At 71.7% G+C, this 14,353-nt stretch carries 12 protein-coding genes; 6 read left to right on the plus strand and 6 right to left on the minus strand.

Annotation, left to right across the window (positions count from 1 at the left end; all coding sequences use genetic code 11):
* The first annotated feature begins 8 nt into the window (after positions 1 to 8).
* Together ACZ6Z4_RS14765 and ACZ6Z4_RS14770 are read left to right on the plus strand one after the other, a co-directional pair.
* Positions 9 to 656, plus strand: coding sequence for an RNA polymerase sigma factor (locus tag ACZ6Z4_RS14765; RefSeq protein WP_465562927.1), 648 nt, complete (start codon positions 9 to 11; stop codon positions 654 to 656).
* Positions 653 to 1,621, plus strand: a complete 969-nt coding sequence (locus tag ACZ6Z4_RS14770; RefSeq protein WP_465562930.1) for a hypothetical protein — start codon at positions 653 to 655, stop codon at positions 1,619 to 1,621. The genes ACZ6Z4_RS14765 and ACZ6Z4_RS14770 overlap by 4 nt, the downstream gene beginning before the upstream one ends.
* Positions 1,622 to 2,230: 609 nt before the next feature.
* On the opposite strand, the gene aroB is transcribed toward ACZ6Z4_RS14770, so the two are convergent.
* The 3 genes from aroB to aroC are packed head-to-tail and all read right to left on the minus strand — an operon-like array spanning position 2,231 to position 5,252.
* Complete coding sequence (aroB, locus tag ACZ6Z4_RS14775; RefSeq protein ID WP_465562933.1) at positions 2,231 to 3,424, minus strand: 3-dehydroquinate synthase; 1,194 nt, start codon at positions 3,422 to 3,424, stop codon at positions 2,231 to 2,233.
* Positions 3,421 to 4,050, minus strand: coding sequence for a shikimate kinase (locus ACZ6Z4_RS14780; RefSeq protein WP_465562935.1), 630 nt, complete (start codon positions 4,048 to 4,050; stop codon positions 3,421 to 3,423). The genes aroB and ACZ6Z4_RS14780 overlap by 4 nt, the downstream gene beginning before the upstream one ends.
* Complete coding sequence (gene aroC / locus ACZ6Z4_RS14785; RefSeq protein WP_465562939.1) at positions 4,047 to 5,252, minus strand: chorismate synthase; 1,206 nt, start codon at positions 5,250 to 5,252, stop codon at positions 4,047 to 4,049. The genes ACZ6Z4_RS14780 and aroC overlap by 4 nt, the downstream gene beginning before the upstream one ends.
* Positions 5,253 to 5,564: 312 nt before the next feature.
* Between aroC and ACZ6Z4_RS14790 the strand changes: the two genes are divergently transcribed.
* From ACZ6Z4_RS14790 to ACZ6Z4_RS14805, 4 genes are read left to right on the plus strand one after another with little or no spacing between them, the layout of a single operon-like run.
* Positions 5,565 to 7,664, plus strand: a complete 2,100-nt coding sequence (locus ACZ6Z4_RS14790; RefSeq protein WP_465562944.1) for a DUF4135 domain-containing protein — start codon at positions 5,565 to 5,567, stop codon at positions 7,662 to 7,664.
* Positions 7,661 to 8,704: a hypothetical protein gene (locus tag ACZ6Z4_RS14795; protein WP_465562947.1), complete on the plus strand. Its 1,044-nt coding sequence runs from the start codon at positions 7,661 to 7,663 to the stop codon at positions 8,702 to 8,704. The genes ACZ6Z4_RS14790 and ACZ6Z4_RS14795 overlap by 4 nt, the downstream gene beginning before the upstream one ends.
* Complete coding sequence (locus ACZ6Z4_RS14800) at positions 8,701 to 9,660, plus strand: JmjC domain-containing protein (protein WP_465562950.1); 960 nt, start codon at positions 8,701 to 8,703, stop codon at positions 9,658 to 9,660. The genes ACZ6Z4_RS14795 and ACZ6Z4_RS14800 overlap by 4 nt, the downstream gene beginning before the upstream one ends.
* 20 nt (positions 9,661 to 9,680) lie before the next feature.
* Complete coding sequence (locus ACZ6Z4_RS14805; RefSeq protein WP_465562953.1) at positions 9,681 to 10,778, plus strand: ADP-ribosylglycohydrolase family protein; 1,098 nt, start codon at positions 9,681 to 9,683, stop codon at positions 10,776 to 10,778.
* A gap of 114 nt (positions 10,779 to 10,892) precedes the next feature.
* Here ACZ6Z4_RS14805 and ACZ6Z4_RS14810 read toward each other — a convergent pair whose 3' ends face one another.
* The 3 genes from ACZ6Z4_RS14810 to ACZ6Z4_RS14820 form a co-directional block, all read right to left on the minus strand.
* On the minus strand, positions 10,893 to 12,476 hold the full coding sequence (locus tag ACZ6Z4_RS14810; RefSeq protein ID WP_465562955.1) for an FAD-binding oxidoreductase: 1,584 nt from the start codon (positions 12,474 to 12,476) through the stop codon (positions 10,893 to 10,895).
* Between the two features lie 100 nt (positions 12,477 to 12,576).
* Positions 12,577 to 13,275 carry a prepilin peptidase gene (locus ACZ6Z4_RS14815; RefSeq protein ID WP_465562958.1) on the minus strand — a complete coding sequence of 233 codons (699 nt, stop codon included), beginning with the start codon at positions 13,273 to 13,275 and terminating at the stop codon, positions 12,577 to 12,579.
* Between the two features lie 54 nt (positions 13,276 to 13,329).
* The gene (locus tag ACZ6Z4_RS14820) at positions 13,330 to 14,349 is read right to left on the minus strand and encodes a DUF2330 domain-containing protein (protein ID WP_465562961.1); all 1,020 of its coding nucleotides are present in this window, start codon (positions 14,347 to 14,349) and stop codon (positions 13,330 to 13,332) included.
* Between the last annotated feature and the right edge of the window lie 4 nt (positions 14,350 to 14,353).

Here is a 14,353-nt window from a genome sequence, read left to right on the forward strand (position 1 = left end):
CCAAGGACATGAGCACACAATCGGCGGCGCTGGGGGTACGGCGGATGGGGCGACGAGCCGGGGCGGCACCAGGCCAGGTGAGCGGGCTGGAAACCGACCGAGAGGCGTGGGCGGCGCTGCGCGAGGGTGACGAGGCCGCGTTGACCGTCCTGTTCCACCGGTACGCCGACGCGGTCTACAACTTCGCTTTCCGGCGGACCTCGTCCTGGGCGGCGGCCGAGGACGTCGTCCAGGCGACCTTCACCGCGCTCTGGCGGCGGGCCCGCGCGCGGAAGGTCGACGCGTTGCAGCTGGAGTCGGCGCGGCCGTTGCTGCTGGTGATGGCCGGGTACGAGTGCGGGAACGTGCTGCGGTCGGCGCGGCGGCAGTCAGCGCTGGTCGGGCGGCTGGAGCTGGTCGACCGGGACGGCACGGTGCCGGATCACTCGGCGGCCGCGGTCGCGCGGGTCGACGACGAGCGGGCGATGAGCGCGGTCCGGCGGATCCTCGACCGGATCCCGGCCAAGCAGCGCGAGGTCGTCGAGCTGGTGGTCTGGGCGGACTGCTCGATGGCCGAGGCGGCGCGGGCGCTCGGCGTACCGGAAGGCACGGTCAAGTCTCGGCTCAACCGCGCGCGGAAGTCGTTGCTCGAGTTCGACACGGAGGGACTGGTATGACGACACGGATCCCGGGAGAGCGCACGCTGCCGAACCGGCAGGAGATCCTCGAGCGGGTGCTCGCCGATCAGGAGGTCGCGGTACGGCGGCGGCGCGGGTGGGTGGTGCCGGTGTCGGCCGCGGCGGGGATCGCGGTGATCGTCGGCGGGGTGGTTGCCCTGGGCGACGATCCGCGGGTGGGTGGGGAGCCGCCGGTCGCTGGTACGCCGACGGGTGCTGCATCGAGCGCCGGTACGCCGACAGCGCCCGCGGAGAGCGGGAAGCAGCCCGCGGACGTCGTACTGAATCTCGGGCCTTCGAGCCCCGCCGATGCGAACGCGCTGGCTCGGGCGTGCGCCGACTCGGTCGGGCGGATCAGCCGCGCGCTGAAGCTGCGGAGCTGGGCCGAGGGAGCGCAGACGGAGAACAGTGTGGTGGTTGAGGATCCGTCGACCGATCGCGTGTACGGGTGTGTCGGCGAGCCGACGAAGAAGACCCGCACCGGGCAGACGGTCGACGGCTTCGAGTTGACGCTGCTGCAGGGGAAGGCCCCGAAGACCACCATCGAGGCGCCGGACGCGCGGCACCCGGCGGCGCCGCGGGACTCGACGGGGTCGGTGCAGGCGTACATCGCGTACGACCGGGAGCCGGATGTGTTGATGACGGCGGGGTGGTATCAGGTGGACGCGCGGGTGGCGCTGGTGCGGCAGCGGTATGTGTTCGCTGATCGGGTGGGGCCTTGGTACGTCGGTGGGGCGGTCGACGGGTATGTGTTCCTGCGGTCGTGGGACAAGCAGCAGGTGCTGCGGAAGGGCGACCGGGTGCGGGTGGAGACGCAGGTGGTCGATGCCCAGGGCAACTTGCTGGACGCGCCGGCGCAGCTCAAGGGTGGTGGCGGGTTGACGCCGAGCCCGGGGACGACGCGGGTGGATGTGGGGACTGTTGTGGACGGCCCGGACGGGTTCCCGACGCTGGCGTTCCCGTAGTCGCCGGTCGCCGGAAGTGCAGGCTGCTACCTCCGGCGATTGGCCGACGGCTGGTCGTCGTTGTCCCGCCGGGTGACGTCGCTGGAACGTCCCGCCGCTGCCGGCAGAAGAGCAGCGGAGTAGTTCAGCAACCGTGCTTCCGGGACCGAGGGCCCCGGCATGAGCTTTCATCGCGCCGTATGGCGCGGTGCCGAGGGCCCGCCGGGGCCGGTCGCCGCTGTGCCGCCGGGAACCGTCGCTGGAACTTCCCGCCGCTGCCGGCGGGAAGAGCCGGGGGGGGTTGGGAGGGGCGCCGCAGGAACCCGTGCAGCACCGCGGCCGGGCCGGGGGCGCGGCGGGGTGCCGGGCGTTCAAGGCGCGGCGCAGTGCGGGGTGTCCAAGGCGCGGCGCAGTGCCGGGCGTCCAAGGCGCGGCGCAGTGCCGGGCGTCCACGGCGCGGCGCAGTGCCGGGCGTCCACGGCGCGGCGCAGTGCCGGGCGTCCACGGCGCGGCGCAGTGCCGGGCGTCCACGGCGCGGCGCAGTGCGGAGCGTCCACGGCGCGGCGCAGTGCCGGGGGCCGAGGCGCGGTGCGGGTTCCGCCGCGTAGTACGCGGAGGGCCCGGCGCGGGTCAGCTGACTTCGGCGTACGCCGCGATCAGGAGGCTTGGGTCTGGGGCTTCCAGGATCGTGGGCTTGGCGAGGGCGTCGAGGATGACGAAGCGGAGGCGGTCGGCTCGGGTTTTCTTGTCGAGCTTCATGGCGTCCTGGAGGTGGGGCCAGGCGTCGGGGCGGTAGGTGACGGGGAGGCCGAGGGACTGCAGGACGGTGCGGTGGCGGTCGGCGGTGGGGTCGTCGAGGCGGCCGGCGGCTCGGGCGAGTTCGGCGACGAAGACCATGCCGATGCTGATCGCGGCGCCGTGGCGCCACTTGTAGCGTTCGGTGCGTTCGATGGCGTGGCCGAGGGTGTGGCCGTAGTTGAGGGCCTCGCGGCCGATCGCGCCGCCGGCGGTGGTGGTGCGTTCGCGGAGGTCGGCGCCGACGGTGTCGGCCTTGACCTGGATCGCGCGGGCGATCAGTTCCTCGGTGTGCTCGTACGCCGGGGTGGTGGCGCCCTCGGGGTCCTTCTCGATCAGGTCGAGGATCGTCGGGTCGGCGATGAAGCCGCACTTGGCGACCTCGGCGAGGCCGCTGATGTAGTCGTTCTTCGGGAGGGTTTCGAGGGCGGCCAGGTCGCAGAGGACGCCGGCCGGCTCCCAGAAGGCGCCGACGAGGTTCTTGCCCTCGGCGGTGTTGATGCCGGTCTTGCCGCCGACCGCCGCGTCGACCATGCCGAGGAGGGTGGTGGGGATGTGGACGACCTTGACGCCGCGCAGCCAGGTGGCGGCGACGAAACCGGCCAGGTCGGTGGTGGTGCCGCCGCCGATGGAGACGACCGCGTCCGAACGGGTGAAGCCGGCCTGGCCGAGGACCGACCAGCAGTACGCGAGGACCTCGGCCGACTTGGCTTCCTCGGCGTCGGGGATCTCGATCGCGTGCGCGGTGTAGCCGGCCGAGACGAGGTCGTCGCGGATCGCGTCGCCGCTGGTGCGGAGGGCGCGCGGGTGGATGACGGCGACACGCTGGACGCCGTCGCCGAGCAGGCCGGGGAGCTCGCCGAGGAGGTTGTTGCCGATGACAACGTCGTACGGCGCGGCCGCCGCGACCTGGATCCGCCGGGCGACGCCGGAGGCGTCGGGCGAAGAGCCGACCGAACCGGAACCGCCCGAGTCAGAGTTGGCCGGGTCGGAGTTGGCCGGGTCGGAACTGGTCGAGCCTTGCGTCATCCGAGCAGCTCCGCGATCTCTTCGGCGATCTCTTCCGGGGCGCGGTGGTCGGTGGTGACCGTGTGCTTCGCGACCTCGGCGTACAGCGGGCGGCGGGCGTCCATCAGGTTCTTGAGCTGGGTGCGGACGTTGCCGAGCAGCAGCGGGCGGGCCACGCCGAGGCCGACGCGCTTCGCGGCCTCGCCGACGGAGACGTCGAGGAAGACGACGGTGTGGCCGGCGAGGTCCGCGCGGGTGTCGGCGTCGAGGATGGCGCCGCCGCCGAGGGAGAGGACGACGCCGTCGTCCTTCAGAGCGGCGACGATCGCTGCGCGTTCGAGTGCGCGGAAGGCCGGTTCGCCGGAGTCGACGAAGATGTCGGAGATCGGCTTGCCCGCGCCCGACTCCACGTCGGTGTCGGTGTCGCGATGAGCAACACCGAACTTGGCTGCCAGCAGCTCAGCAACCGTGGACTTGCCAGAGCCAGGCGGGCCGACCAGGACGACCACCGGCCCGGCGAAGCTGGAGGCCCCGGCAGAGCCGGAAACCTCGGCGGAGCCGGAAGCCCCAGCCGAGCCCGAAGCCCCAGCCGAGCCCGAAGCCCCAGCGGAGCCAGGAGCAGCAGCGGATCCGGCCGAGTCACTCACTCCGCACCCCACTCGCGCGGCTGGATCGTCTCCGGAAGCCCAGCCAGGTACGACCGGTGGTTGCGCGTCGTCTCCACCACCGAGTCCCCGCCGAACTTCTCCAGCGACACCTCGGCCAGCACCAGCGCCACCATCGCCTCGGCGACGATCCCGGCGGCCGGCACAGCGCACACGTCCGACCGCTGGTGATGCGCCGCAGCAGCCTCGCCCGTGGCCGTGTCGATCGTCCGCAGCGCCCGCGGCACGGTGGCGATCGGCTTCATCGCGGCGCGCACGCGCAGCGTCTCCCCCGTGCTCATCCCGCCCTCGGTGCCACCCGAGCGACCGCTCGTCCGCCGTACCGTCCCGTCCTCGGCGACGATCTCGTCGTGCGCCTTCGAGCCGGGCGTGCGGGCCAGCTCGAAGCCGTCGCCGAGCTCGACGCCCTTGATCGCCTGGATGCCCATCAGGGCACCGGCCAGCTTCGAGTCGAGGCGGCGGTCCCAGTGCACGTAGCTGCCGAGGCCCGGGGGCAGGCCGTCGACGACGACCTCGACGACGCCGCCGAGGGTGTCGCCGGCCTTCTGCGCGGCGTCGATCTCGGCGACCATCGCCTTGCTCGCGTCCGCGTCCAGGCAGCGGACCGGGTCGGCGTCCAGCTTCTCGACGTCGGCGAACGACGGGAGCACGCCGTACGGCGCCTTGACCGTACCCAGCTCGACGACATGGCTGACGATCGTCACGCCGTACGCCTGCCGCAGGAACCGCGCGGCGACCTCGCCGAGCGCGACCCGGGCGGCGGTCTCCCGCGCGCTGGCCCGCTCGAGCACCGGGCGGGCCTCGTCGAAGCCGTACTTCTGCATGCCGGCCAGGTCGGCGTGGCCGGGCCGCGGCCGGGTCAGCGGCGCGTTCCGGGCCAGGTCGGCCAGGGTCTCGGGGTCGACCGGGTCGGCGGCCATCACCTGCTGCCACTTGGGCCACTCGGTGTTGCCGACCTGGATGGCGATCGGGCTGCCGAGCGACAGCCCGTGCCGGAACCCGCCGAGGAACGTCACCTCGTCCCGCTCGAACTTCATCCGGGCGCCTCGGCCGTAGCCGAGCCGACGACGAGCCAGGGCGTCGGCCACGTGGTCCGTGGTGACCTGAACGCCTGCGGGAAGACCTTCGAGTACGGCGACGAGCGCTTGTCCGTGCGACTCGCCGGCGGTGAGCCAGCGCAGCATGCCCCGATTCTTTCACGGGCGCCCCAGGATGCGAGACCGGGGTCCGGGGAGTGGGAATCAACCGCCGGACAAATGCCCGCATAACAAAGATCCGGCCGCACGTCCAGCTGTTGACAGCATGCTGCAAGGGGCAACTTTTCGGTGCTCGCATTCGTAGAGAGTGCGAACCGTTCGACAATTCGAGGAGGACAATCATGGACAACGCCCACGAGCTCGACCTGGTGATCGGCGACCTGGAGACGGAGCTGCCGGTCACCGGCGCGGAAGGTGCCAACGGCACCTGCGTGCGGATCTACTGCGACTTCTGACCCGGTGAGTGACCCGGCCGCCGCGCGAGCGGCCCGCGACGCGCTGGTGTCCGCGGTGCGCGCCCGTACGGCGGCCGGACTGCTCCCGCCTGTGGTGACGCCCGGACCGGACGGTCTGGTCCGGGCGTCCCGGCAGCTCGGCGGCCGGGGGGACGCCGACCTGGTCGCGGAGCTGCTCGACCGGACCGACTTTTCGAACCTGCTGCAAATGCTTGCGGTCCTCACCGAGGGCTGCGATAACCTGCGCGCGGAATTCCCACGGGCGACCGCGCCGGGAATTCTTCGAGCGACCAACGGCGCATTGTTCGGCCCGCTGGTCGGCCCGGTATTTCTCGGGTGTCTTTCCGGCGCCGCCGACCGTTTTCAGCCAGTACGCCGGGCCGCCGCGTTTCTGGCATTCCTGCGCGAGTTCCTGCAGCGCCTCGAGGACGACGCCGGCCGGCTCTGGTTCGGGGCGCGACTCCCGGTGACCGGCCTGACCGCCCACGACGGCGAGACCCACAACGGCGGCCGCCGGGTGCTCCGGGTCGACTTCGGCGACCGCAGCGTCGCCTACAAGCCGCGCCCGGCCGACGTGGACCGCCTGTTCCTGGCGCGGGAGGGGTCTGCCTTCGCCTTCCTCAACCAGCACGGCACCGTCCGGCTGCCGGTGACGGACCTCGTCACCCGCGACGGCTACTCCTGGCACGAGTGGATCGAGCGGCCCGACCAGTGGGGGACGATCCGGGAGGGGCTCGACGGCGCGGTGGTCGCAGACCCGACGCGGTTCTGGCACCGTGCGGGCTCGCTGACCGCCGCCTGCTTCGGCTTCGGCATCACCGACCTCAGCGAGGGCAACCTGTACGTCGGCGGCGCGGACCCGCTGCTCTACCCGATCGACCTCGAGCTGGCCTTCCAGGACGTCCGCCGCCTGCCGGAGACCGGCTTGATCGCCGGGGACGGCGCCCAGCACCACCACGTCGGACTGGAGACCGAGCCGCGCCTCTGCGCGGCCGACGGGCCGACCCTGTGCCTCACAGAAGATGATCAAGGCCTCAGCACCTGGCGCCGCACTCGTCCCTGGGCCCGGCAGGAGACCCGCACGGTCGTCGCCGACACCGCCGGCCATGTCGGCTACGGCGCGCACCTCCCCAGCCTCCTGCGCGGCATGTTCGACGCCTGGACGCTGATGTGCGGCAACCTCCCGCAGCTGCGCGCCGTACTCGACCAGCCCGCCACCACGCGAGTCCTGCTCCGCTCCACCGACCAGTACACCGAGATGCTCGACGACTGGCTCCTGGACGGCACCCCCTTCCCGGACGACCTCACCCCGAGTGAACGCGACCAGCTCGAAGGCCACGACGTCCCGTATTTCGCCGGCACCAGCAACCACGACTGGGCCAAGGGCCTCACCCTGTCCCGCCTCGGCGTCGCCCTGCGCGACGCAGCGGCACCTGTCGCCACCCCGTGCCTCCGGCTCGACTCAGCAACACGAGTAGCCATCCAGGACGCCGACCACGGAGCTGTGGCTTTTGAGTGGGCCGCGAGATTGATCAGCTACCGCTGGTCCGGCGAGAAGGTCCAGCTCAAGCTGGCCGCGCTCGCCGACCTCACCGCAGTACAGCAACGCCTGCTCAAGCTGAATCAGGTAGACGCAGGCTGGCGCTCCCAGTGGGCAGCAGGCGGGTTCACCGACGACACCATCGCCGAGCGCCTCACCAAGCTCACCACTGCCGGAGCAGTCTGGCTGCAGCAGGTCATCGACGAGCACGGCTGGCCCGGGCCGTTGCTGGTCGGCGAGGAGGCTGCCGAGGCCGCCTGCCGGCTGGTGCAACACCTGGAGGACCAGCCCGACTTCCAGCGCACCTGCCTGGAGCTGAGCACCGCAGCAGTCGACGTACCGAGGCGCCACGTCGCCTACCTCACCGACGCGCTGCACCTCAGCGAAGGACGCCCGCAGCTCTACGGCACCAAGTTCGAAGCCGTCGACGGCGAGCTCGTCCCCTGCCCGCTGCACGAACCCGGCACCGTCGACGACCGCCGCGCGGCGCTCGGCCTGGAGCCGATCGCCGACTACGCCGCACGCCTGCGGCAGCGCTTCACCCTCTCGGAGGAGGTTTCATGACCGACTGGACGGCCTTCACGGCACTCCCCTGGCCGACCGAACCACAGCATCTCCGGAGCCGGCCGGCACTCGACGCCGGTACGGCGTACGACGTGGTCCGGCGCGCGGCAGCGCCGTTCCGGGACGGGACGCGGTTCCTGGCGCTGCCGGAGGTGCGGTTCCAGCAGCGCAGCGGGCGGATCGGTGCGCCGGGTGAGCTGCTGCCGGGGCCGGAGGACGAGTCACTGAAGGAGTACCTGCATCGCCGGCAGGCTGAGCCGTTCGTACTGCGAGTGCGGGAGCCGCTGATGCTCGACCACGCGGTCTGGGCGCGGGTGCGGGAGCTGGTCGAGCCGCTGTGGCGGGAGATCGGCGTACCGGTGGTGCCGGTGGCGTCGGAGCTGGTCGTGACGGACGGGCTGCCGCAGCAGCTCAACGCTGACGGATACCTGGCGCTGGTCTGGGTGCTGCACGGTCAGCTCCAAGCTGGAGACGCGCTGGCGGAGGCGGGTGACCTCCTGTCCTGGCCGAGCGGCCCGGTCGAGGTGACGGGCACCGACTGCCTCTGGTTGCGGCTGCTCGTACCGGTCGACGCGAAGCTGGCGGCGAAGCAGGTGACCGAACTGCTGCTCGCCGGGCTCGACAGGAAGCGCGGGACCGACGCAACGCCGTACCTGCCGACAGCAACAACAGACGAGCTCATGCAGCCGCTCGTCGAGACAGCTGAAGGACTGGCCGAGTTGAGCAGCAGCAGTCAGACAGAGCGGAGTCTGCGCGTGCAGTGGGCGAGCCGGGTCAGTGCAGCAGCGCTGGAGCCGGTGCCGGCGCCACGGCGGTCGGAGCTGGCTGCTGGGCAGCGGGTGAAGCAGACAGCACCGATCTACCGGATGCCGGACGGCGACAGGTGGTTGTGGGCGGTCAACGGGCACGCCTTCGCGATCGGGGGCGGTGACGCGCTGCTGGCCGAGCTGGAGCGTGGTGAGGTCGACGTACGGGACGACGCGTACCTGCCGCTGCTGCGACGGCTGCACTCGCTACGGGCTGTGGAGGTAGTGGCATGAACGAGCTGGTGACTGTCGACCGGCTGGACTGGGCTGAGTTCGCTGAGCAGTACTGGGACAAGCGGCCGGTGCTGGTGCGTGGGGTGCAGCCGGTGCCGTTCGTGGCGGAGGAGGTGTTCGCGGCCGCCGTACGGGCTCAGGAGTACGACGGGGCGCCCACTGCGCAGTTCACCGTCGAGCGGACGCAGCAGGGTGAGCGGCAGGAGCTGCTGCCGCAGCGGGCCGACGGGTCGCTCGCGCAGTACGAGGAGCGGCTGGCGGACCGGCTGGGCGACCGCGGGTACGCGCTGATCATCAGCGGCTTCCACGCGTTCGACCACAAGCTGTGGAGCCGGGAGCGCGAGTTCTTCGCCGGGCTGTGGGCGCAGGTCGGGCTGCCGCTGACCGGCGCGATCACGACGATGTTCCACGGCAACTACGACCACAGCCCGGTCGGCGTGCACAAGGACCGGTTCGCCACGTTCATGTTCGGGCTGCGCGAGCGCAAGCGGATGCGGTTCTGGGCCGAGCGGCCGTGGGACGAGCCGGTCAGCAGCGTGGTCGACTACCAGCGGTTCGTGCCGTCGTCGTTCGCGGTCGAGGTGGAGCCGGGCGACCTGCTCTACTGGCCGTCGAGCTACTACCACGTCGGCGAGAACTGCGGCCGCAGCCCGGCGACCAGCGTCAACATCGGCGTCCCGCGCGACGAGCACAAGGTCGAGTACGAGTTGGAGGACCTGCTCGCCGATCTCGACCCGCGCTCGCTGGTCACTGCCGGCTCGCGGCTCGACCTGCTCGCCGGGGAGATCAGCGCGGCGGCGCGGGTCGACGTACCGGGTCAGGTCCTGGCGGCGGAGCTGCCGGAGGCGTTGCAGCAGGCGCTGCAGAACGCCCGGGAGCACTCGCTGACGCAGCGGGTGCGGGAGGTGTCGGAGCGGCGCTGGTCCGCGGGAGGGTTCGAGCCGGTGCCCTCCTGAGCCGACTACAGTCCCCCCGCATGATCGAGCGTGGGGTGGAAGAGGCGTACCGGTCGCGGGTCCGAGGCTGCCTGCTCGGTGGCGCGATCGGGGACGCGCTAGGCGGGCCGGTGGAGTTCTGGGACCGGGACAGCATCGACGGGGCGTTCCCGCTCGGCGTCCGGAGTTTCATTGCCGGAGGCAACAACTGGCCGCCGGGCACGGTCACCGACGACACCCAGATGACGCTGTTCGCGGTCGAGGGGCTGATCCGGGCCGGGGTCCGGACCGATCGTGGGCTCGGGCTGACCGTCGCGGTCACGCAGCACGCGTTCGACCGCTGGCTCGACACGCAGCTGCTCGACAAGCCGAGCGGTGAGCGCGACGGGTGGTTGCAGGCCGAGCAGTGGTTGTACGTACGCCGGGCGCCGGGCAACACCTGTCTGACCGCGCTCACCGCGGCGCGGGCGAAGGGGACGTTCGGGATCCAGGCGGTGAACGACTCGAAGGGATGCGGCGGGGTGATGCGGTCGGCGCCGTTCGGGCTGCTGCCGTACGAGGGCAACGGCGCTTGGGCGTTCGACGCGGCGGCGGAGTCGGCGGGGTACACGCACGGGCATCCGACGGGGAAGCTCGCCAGCGGGGCGCTGGCGTTGCTGGTGTACGAGATCACGCAGGGCGCTGGGCTCGACGCTGCGCTGGACGCCACGCTTGAGCTCCTTGGAGAGAAGGAGCAGCACGAGGAGACGACCGCGGCGCTGCTGAAGGCGCGAGAGCTGGCGGCTGCCGGATCGACCGACCTGGAGCAGCTCGGTGGCGGCTGGATCGCTGAAGAGGCGCTGGCGATCGGCGTCTACGCCGCGCTCAGGCATCCCGAGCCCGACCAGTTCCTCGACGCGCTCGCACTGTCGGTCACGCACTCCGGCGACAGCGACTCGACCGGTGCGATCTGCGGCAATATCCTCGGCGCACTGCACGGTGAGACCGCGCTGCCGGCCGAGCTGGTGTTCGCCGTCGAGGGTCGCGGCGTGATCCTGCAGCTGGCCGACGACCTGGTGCTCGAGTTCACCCGGCGCGAGCGGCTGCACGGGGAGTACGGGCCGGAGACCGCCTGGCGGAACCGCTACCCCGGTTGGTGAACGGCCGGGGCGTCCGGCCCGTCCCCCGAGGATCAGGCCCGGCGCCCCGGCCGGTCAGCACCCCGGCCGAGGCCGGGCAGCAGGCCCGTCAGCGCGACGGGCCGGGACAGCTTCTCACTCGGCGGGTTCGATGGAAAGCCGGTGCCGGAACACGTTTCCGGGATCCCACGCCTTCTTGATCCGCTGCAACCGCGGGTAGTTGCCGAGGTAGTACAGGTCGTGCCACGGGACGCCGGACGTGTTCTGCGCCGGATCGGCCAGATCGACGTCCGGGTAGTTGATGTACGACCCCGCGTTCACCGCGTTCGGCACCGGCACGCCGCCGGTCTCGCGGTAGATGTCCCGGTACGTCTTCCGCACCCACTCCAGGTGCACCGCGTCCTGTGCCGGGTCGTCCCAGCTCGCCGCCATCACCATCTTCATCATCACGTCGCGCTGCGCGGTCGCGGTCGCGTCCGACGGCACGGTGTTCACCTGGCCGCCGTACGGGACGAAGAGCAGGCTGGTCTCCGGTCCCTGGTACGCCGGGTCGGTGAGGTGCTGGTAGATCGTCTCGAGCTGCGCGTCGCTGTAACTGCGGCGCAGGTAGCCGGCCTTGTACTTCGCGCGCGACGGCGCGACGTCCTCCGCGATCGAGCGCTGGATCGTCCGCTGCAGGAACGGCCCCTCGCCCTGGTCGATCAGCTGCGGCGCGGGTGAGACCCCTTCGACCATCGCCGCGTTGAAGTCGGCGAGCAGCTTGGCCGCGTTCGGCACCCCGGCGTCGATCTGGGTCGAGAGCAGGAACCCTCCGGCCGACTTGTGGGTCAGGATGAACGGGCTGTACAGCGTCGCGTACGGCGAACCCGGCGCGTTGTGCCGCGCGTAGAAGCCGAAGAAGTTCCGCAGCGTGCGCAGGAACCCGTCCTTGGTGACCGTGTTCCAGTCGTAGACCGTGATCGTCGACAGCAGCGACGAAGGGGCCTTGGGCAACAAATCGGCCGGGTCCGGCCCGCGTGCGCCGGCGGTCCGGAGCAGGTACCGGGTGACGACGCCGAAGTTGCCGCCCCCGCCGCCGGTGTGCGCCCACCACAGGTCGCGGTGCTCGTTGTCCCGGGTCGCCAGCACCAGGCGGCCCCGGCCGCGGGCGTCGACGACGACCACCTCCACGCCGTACAGGTGGTCGACGACCGAGCCGTAGCGGCGCGACAGCGGCCCGTAGCCGCCGCCGCTGAAGTGGCCGCCGACGCCGACCCCGAGGCAGCCGCCGCCGGGCACGGTCACGCCCCAGCCGTAGAACAGCGCCTTGTAGACAGTCTCGAGCGTCGCACCGGCGCCGATCGAGAACGCGCGCCGGCGCTCGTCGAAGGTGACTTCGTCGTACTGCGACAGGTCGATCAGCACCTCGACGTCGCTGTGGTCGACGAAGTCCTCGAAGCAGTGGCCGCCGCCGCGGACCGCGATCCGCTTGTTCGCGCGGACGGCTTCCTGAACGGCGTCGACCGCGTCCTGCGGCGAGCGGACGACGCGCGCGTAGTCAGGCGCGGCAACGAAGCGGCGGTTGGTGCCGCGCTGGGTGAGGTCGGCGAAGCGGGCGTCGGTGGGGAGAATCTTGTCGCCGCCACGACTCACGGCGGCGGTGGCGGTGGATGCGGTGGCGGGGACGGCGATCAGGGCGGCGCTGCCTGCGAGCAGCCCACGACGACTGAGGTTCGGCACGGCGGACTCCTTGGTCGGTGGAGCTCTCGACCGTAGTCGGCGCGACCGGGCCACGACATCACCCGGACGGTGGATCCCGAACATCCCCCGACCGGCCGGTTCACCCCAGGTAAAGGCGTTCCAGCGGTCCACCGGCGAACACACCGACCACCGCGCCGGCCAGCATGAACGGCCCGAACGGGAACATTTCCTTGCGTTTGAACACCCGCGCCAGCGTCAGCACGATCCCGAGCACCGCGCCGAGCAGGAACCCGCCGTACAGGCCGCTGACGAACTCGCCCCAGCCGAGCCAGCCGAGCGCGATCCCGAGCAGCCCCGACAATCGCACGTCCCCGAAGCCGACACCGCCCGGCAGCACGAACCAGAGCAGGTAGAACACGCCGAAGCCGATCAGCCCCGCGATCGCGGCTCGCCGCAGCGAGCCCCACTCCCCCGTCACCGCCGCCGCGACGACGAGCGCCCCCGACACCACCCCGTACGTCGGCCAGATGATCGCCGACGGCAGGTACCGCGTCCGCGCGTCGATGTACCCGAGCACCGCGCCCGCGATCGCCAGCGCGACCCACGCGACGTACCCGCCGGAGAACCCGATCCGCCAGCCGACCAGCCCGCCCGCGAGCCCGGCCAGCACTGCGCACCAGACCGCGGCCCGAGGCGTCGCGAGCTCGGCGTACAGGAGCTTGGTGTCGCCCTCGTCGAGGATCGGCTCCGGGATCCGCCGCAGCAGCCACGGGCCGAGCACGTACGCCGCGACGGCACAGACCACCGCAGCGACGACCCCGGCGATCAGTTCGGACACGATGCCGCAGCCTAGACGATTCCACGCGCGGATCGGGTGACCCTGTGGACAACCTCAGCGAAGACGCCGGGCGACCACCGCGGCGCCGCCGCCGATCAGCAGCAGGCCGCCGACGACGACCCCGAGGGTGCTCCAGAAGCTCTCGTTGCGGGTCACGTACGTCGTGCGCTGGAAGGAGTCGTCGGTCGCCGCGCGGGTGAACTCGTAGTCGTCGGTGATCTTCGCGGGCTGGGCGAAGTACGACGAGTAGGCGGTCAGGAAGTTCGCGGGCGCCTTCAGCGGGCCGCCGTCGAGGCGTCCGGCGAACAGGAGCTCAGGAGTGAGCGCGGCGTCCGGCACCGTCGAGGCGTCCACCCGGTACGGCGCGGCGACGTACACGGTCACGGCCTGGCTGGTGCTCGCGCCCTTGCTCAGCCGCATCGGGTAGACGATCTTGTCGGCCGCGAACGACAGCTTCAGCGGCGGCGTCTCCCCGCTCAGCGCCCCGCCGGTCTCCTCCGGGGCCAGCTTCACCGCGACGATCTCCCACTTCTCCGCCAGGTACGGCGTGAGGTTCGTGCCGAGCGACTCCGGTACGGCGTACCCGTTGGTCTGCAGCCACCCCGTCACGTCGGTCGGGCTCGTCCCGCCGAGCCGCACCACCTGGAACGGCCCGAGCCGCATCTGCCCGCGCACGTCGACCCCGGCGCCAGGAGCGGCGCCCGCGGTGTCACCGCCGCGACCGCCGAACAGCTCCAGGTCGCGGAACGGCCAGTACGTCGTCCGCCGGACCACCTTCGGTGCGGTTACCCGGGCCAGCTCGTCGAACGTCGACGCCTCCCCCAGGGTCACCTCGGCGGCGGACGGGACCGGCATGATCCAGGCCGCCTTCTTCGACGAGCCCTGGATCGCCATCGACAGCACGATCTGCTCGGTGCTGCCGTCGAACGACACCAGCGCGTGCTCGCCGTTCGACCGCGCCCGCGACTCGGCGTCGGCCAGGTAGCCCCCGCAGGCGCAGGCCCACGCGGGCGTCACCCCGGCCAGCACCGCCCCGAACGCGAGCACCCCCGCCAACACCCGCCATGTCCTCATGGCG

The organism is Kribbella sp. NPDC104740 (assembly GCF_055583505.1).

What these genes read in the sequence shown, in the direction of transcription:
- ACZ6Z4_RS14795 (WP_465562947.1), top strand. Translation starts at nt 7,661, where the DNA reads ATGACCGACTGGACGGCCTTCACGGCACTCCCCTGGCCGACCGAACCA.
- aroC (WP_465562939.1), bottom strand. Translation starts at nt 5,252, where the DNA reads ATGCTGCGCTGGCTCACCGCCGGCGAGTCGCACGGACAAGCGCTCGTC.
- ACZ6Z4_RS14800 (WP_465562950.1), top strand. Translation starts at nt 8,701, where the DNA reads ATGAACGAGCTGGTGACTGTCGACCGGCTGGACTGGGCTGAGTTCGCT.
- ACZ6Z4_RS14765 (WP_465562927.1), top strand. Translation starts at nt 9, where the DNA reads ATGAGCACACAATCGGCGGCGCTGGGGGTACGGCGGATGGGGCGACGA.
- aroB (WP_465562933.1), bottom strand. Translation starts at nt 3,424, where the DNA reads ATGACGCAAGGCTCGACCAGTTCCGACCCGGCCAACTCCGACCCGGCC.
- ACZ6Z4_RS14820 (WP_465562961.1), bottom strand. Translation starts at nt 14,349, where the DNA reads ATGAGGACATGGCGGGTGTTGGCGGGGGTGCTCGCGTTCGGGGCGGTG.
- ACZ6Z4_RS14770 (WP_465562930.1), top strand. Translation starts at nt 653, where the DNA reads ATGACGACACGGATCCCGGGAGAGCGCACGCTGCCGAACCGGCAGGAG.
- ACZ6Z4_RS14805 (WP_465562953.1), top strand. Translation starts at nt 9,681, where the DNA reads ATGATCGAGCGTGGGGTGGAAGAGGCGTACCGGTCGCGGGTCCGAGGC.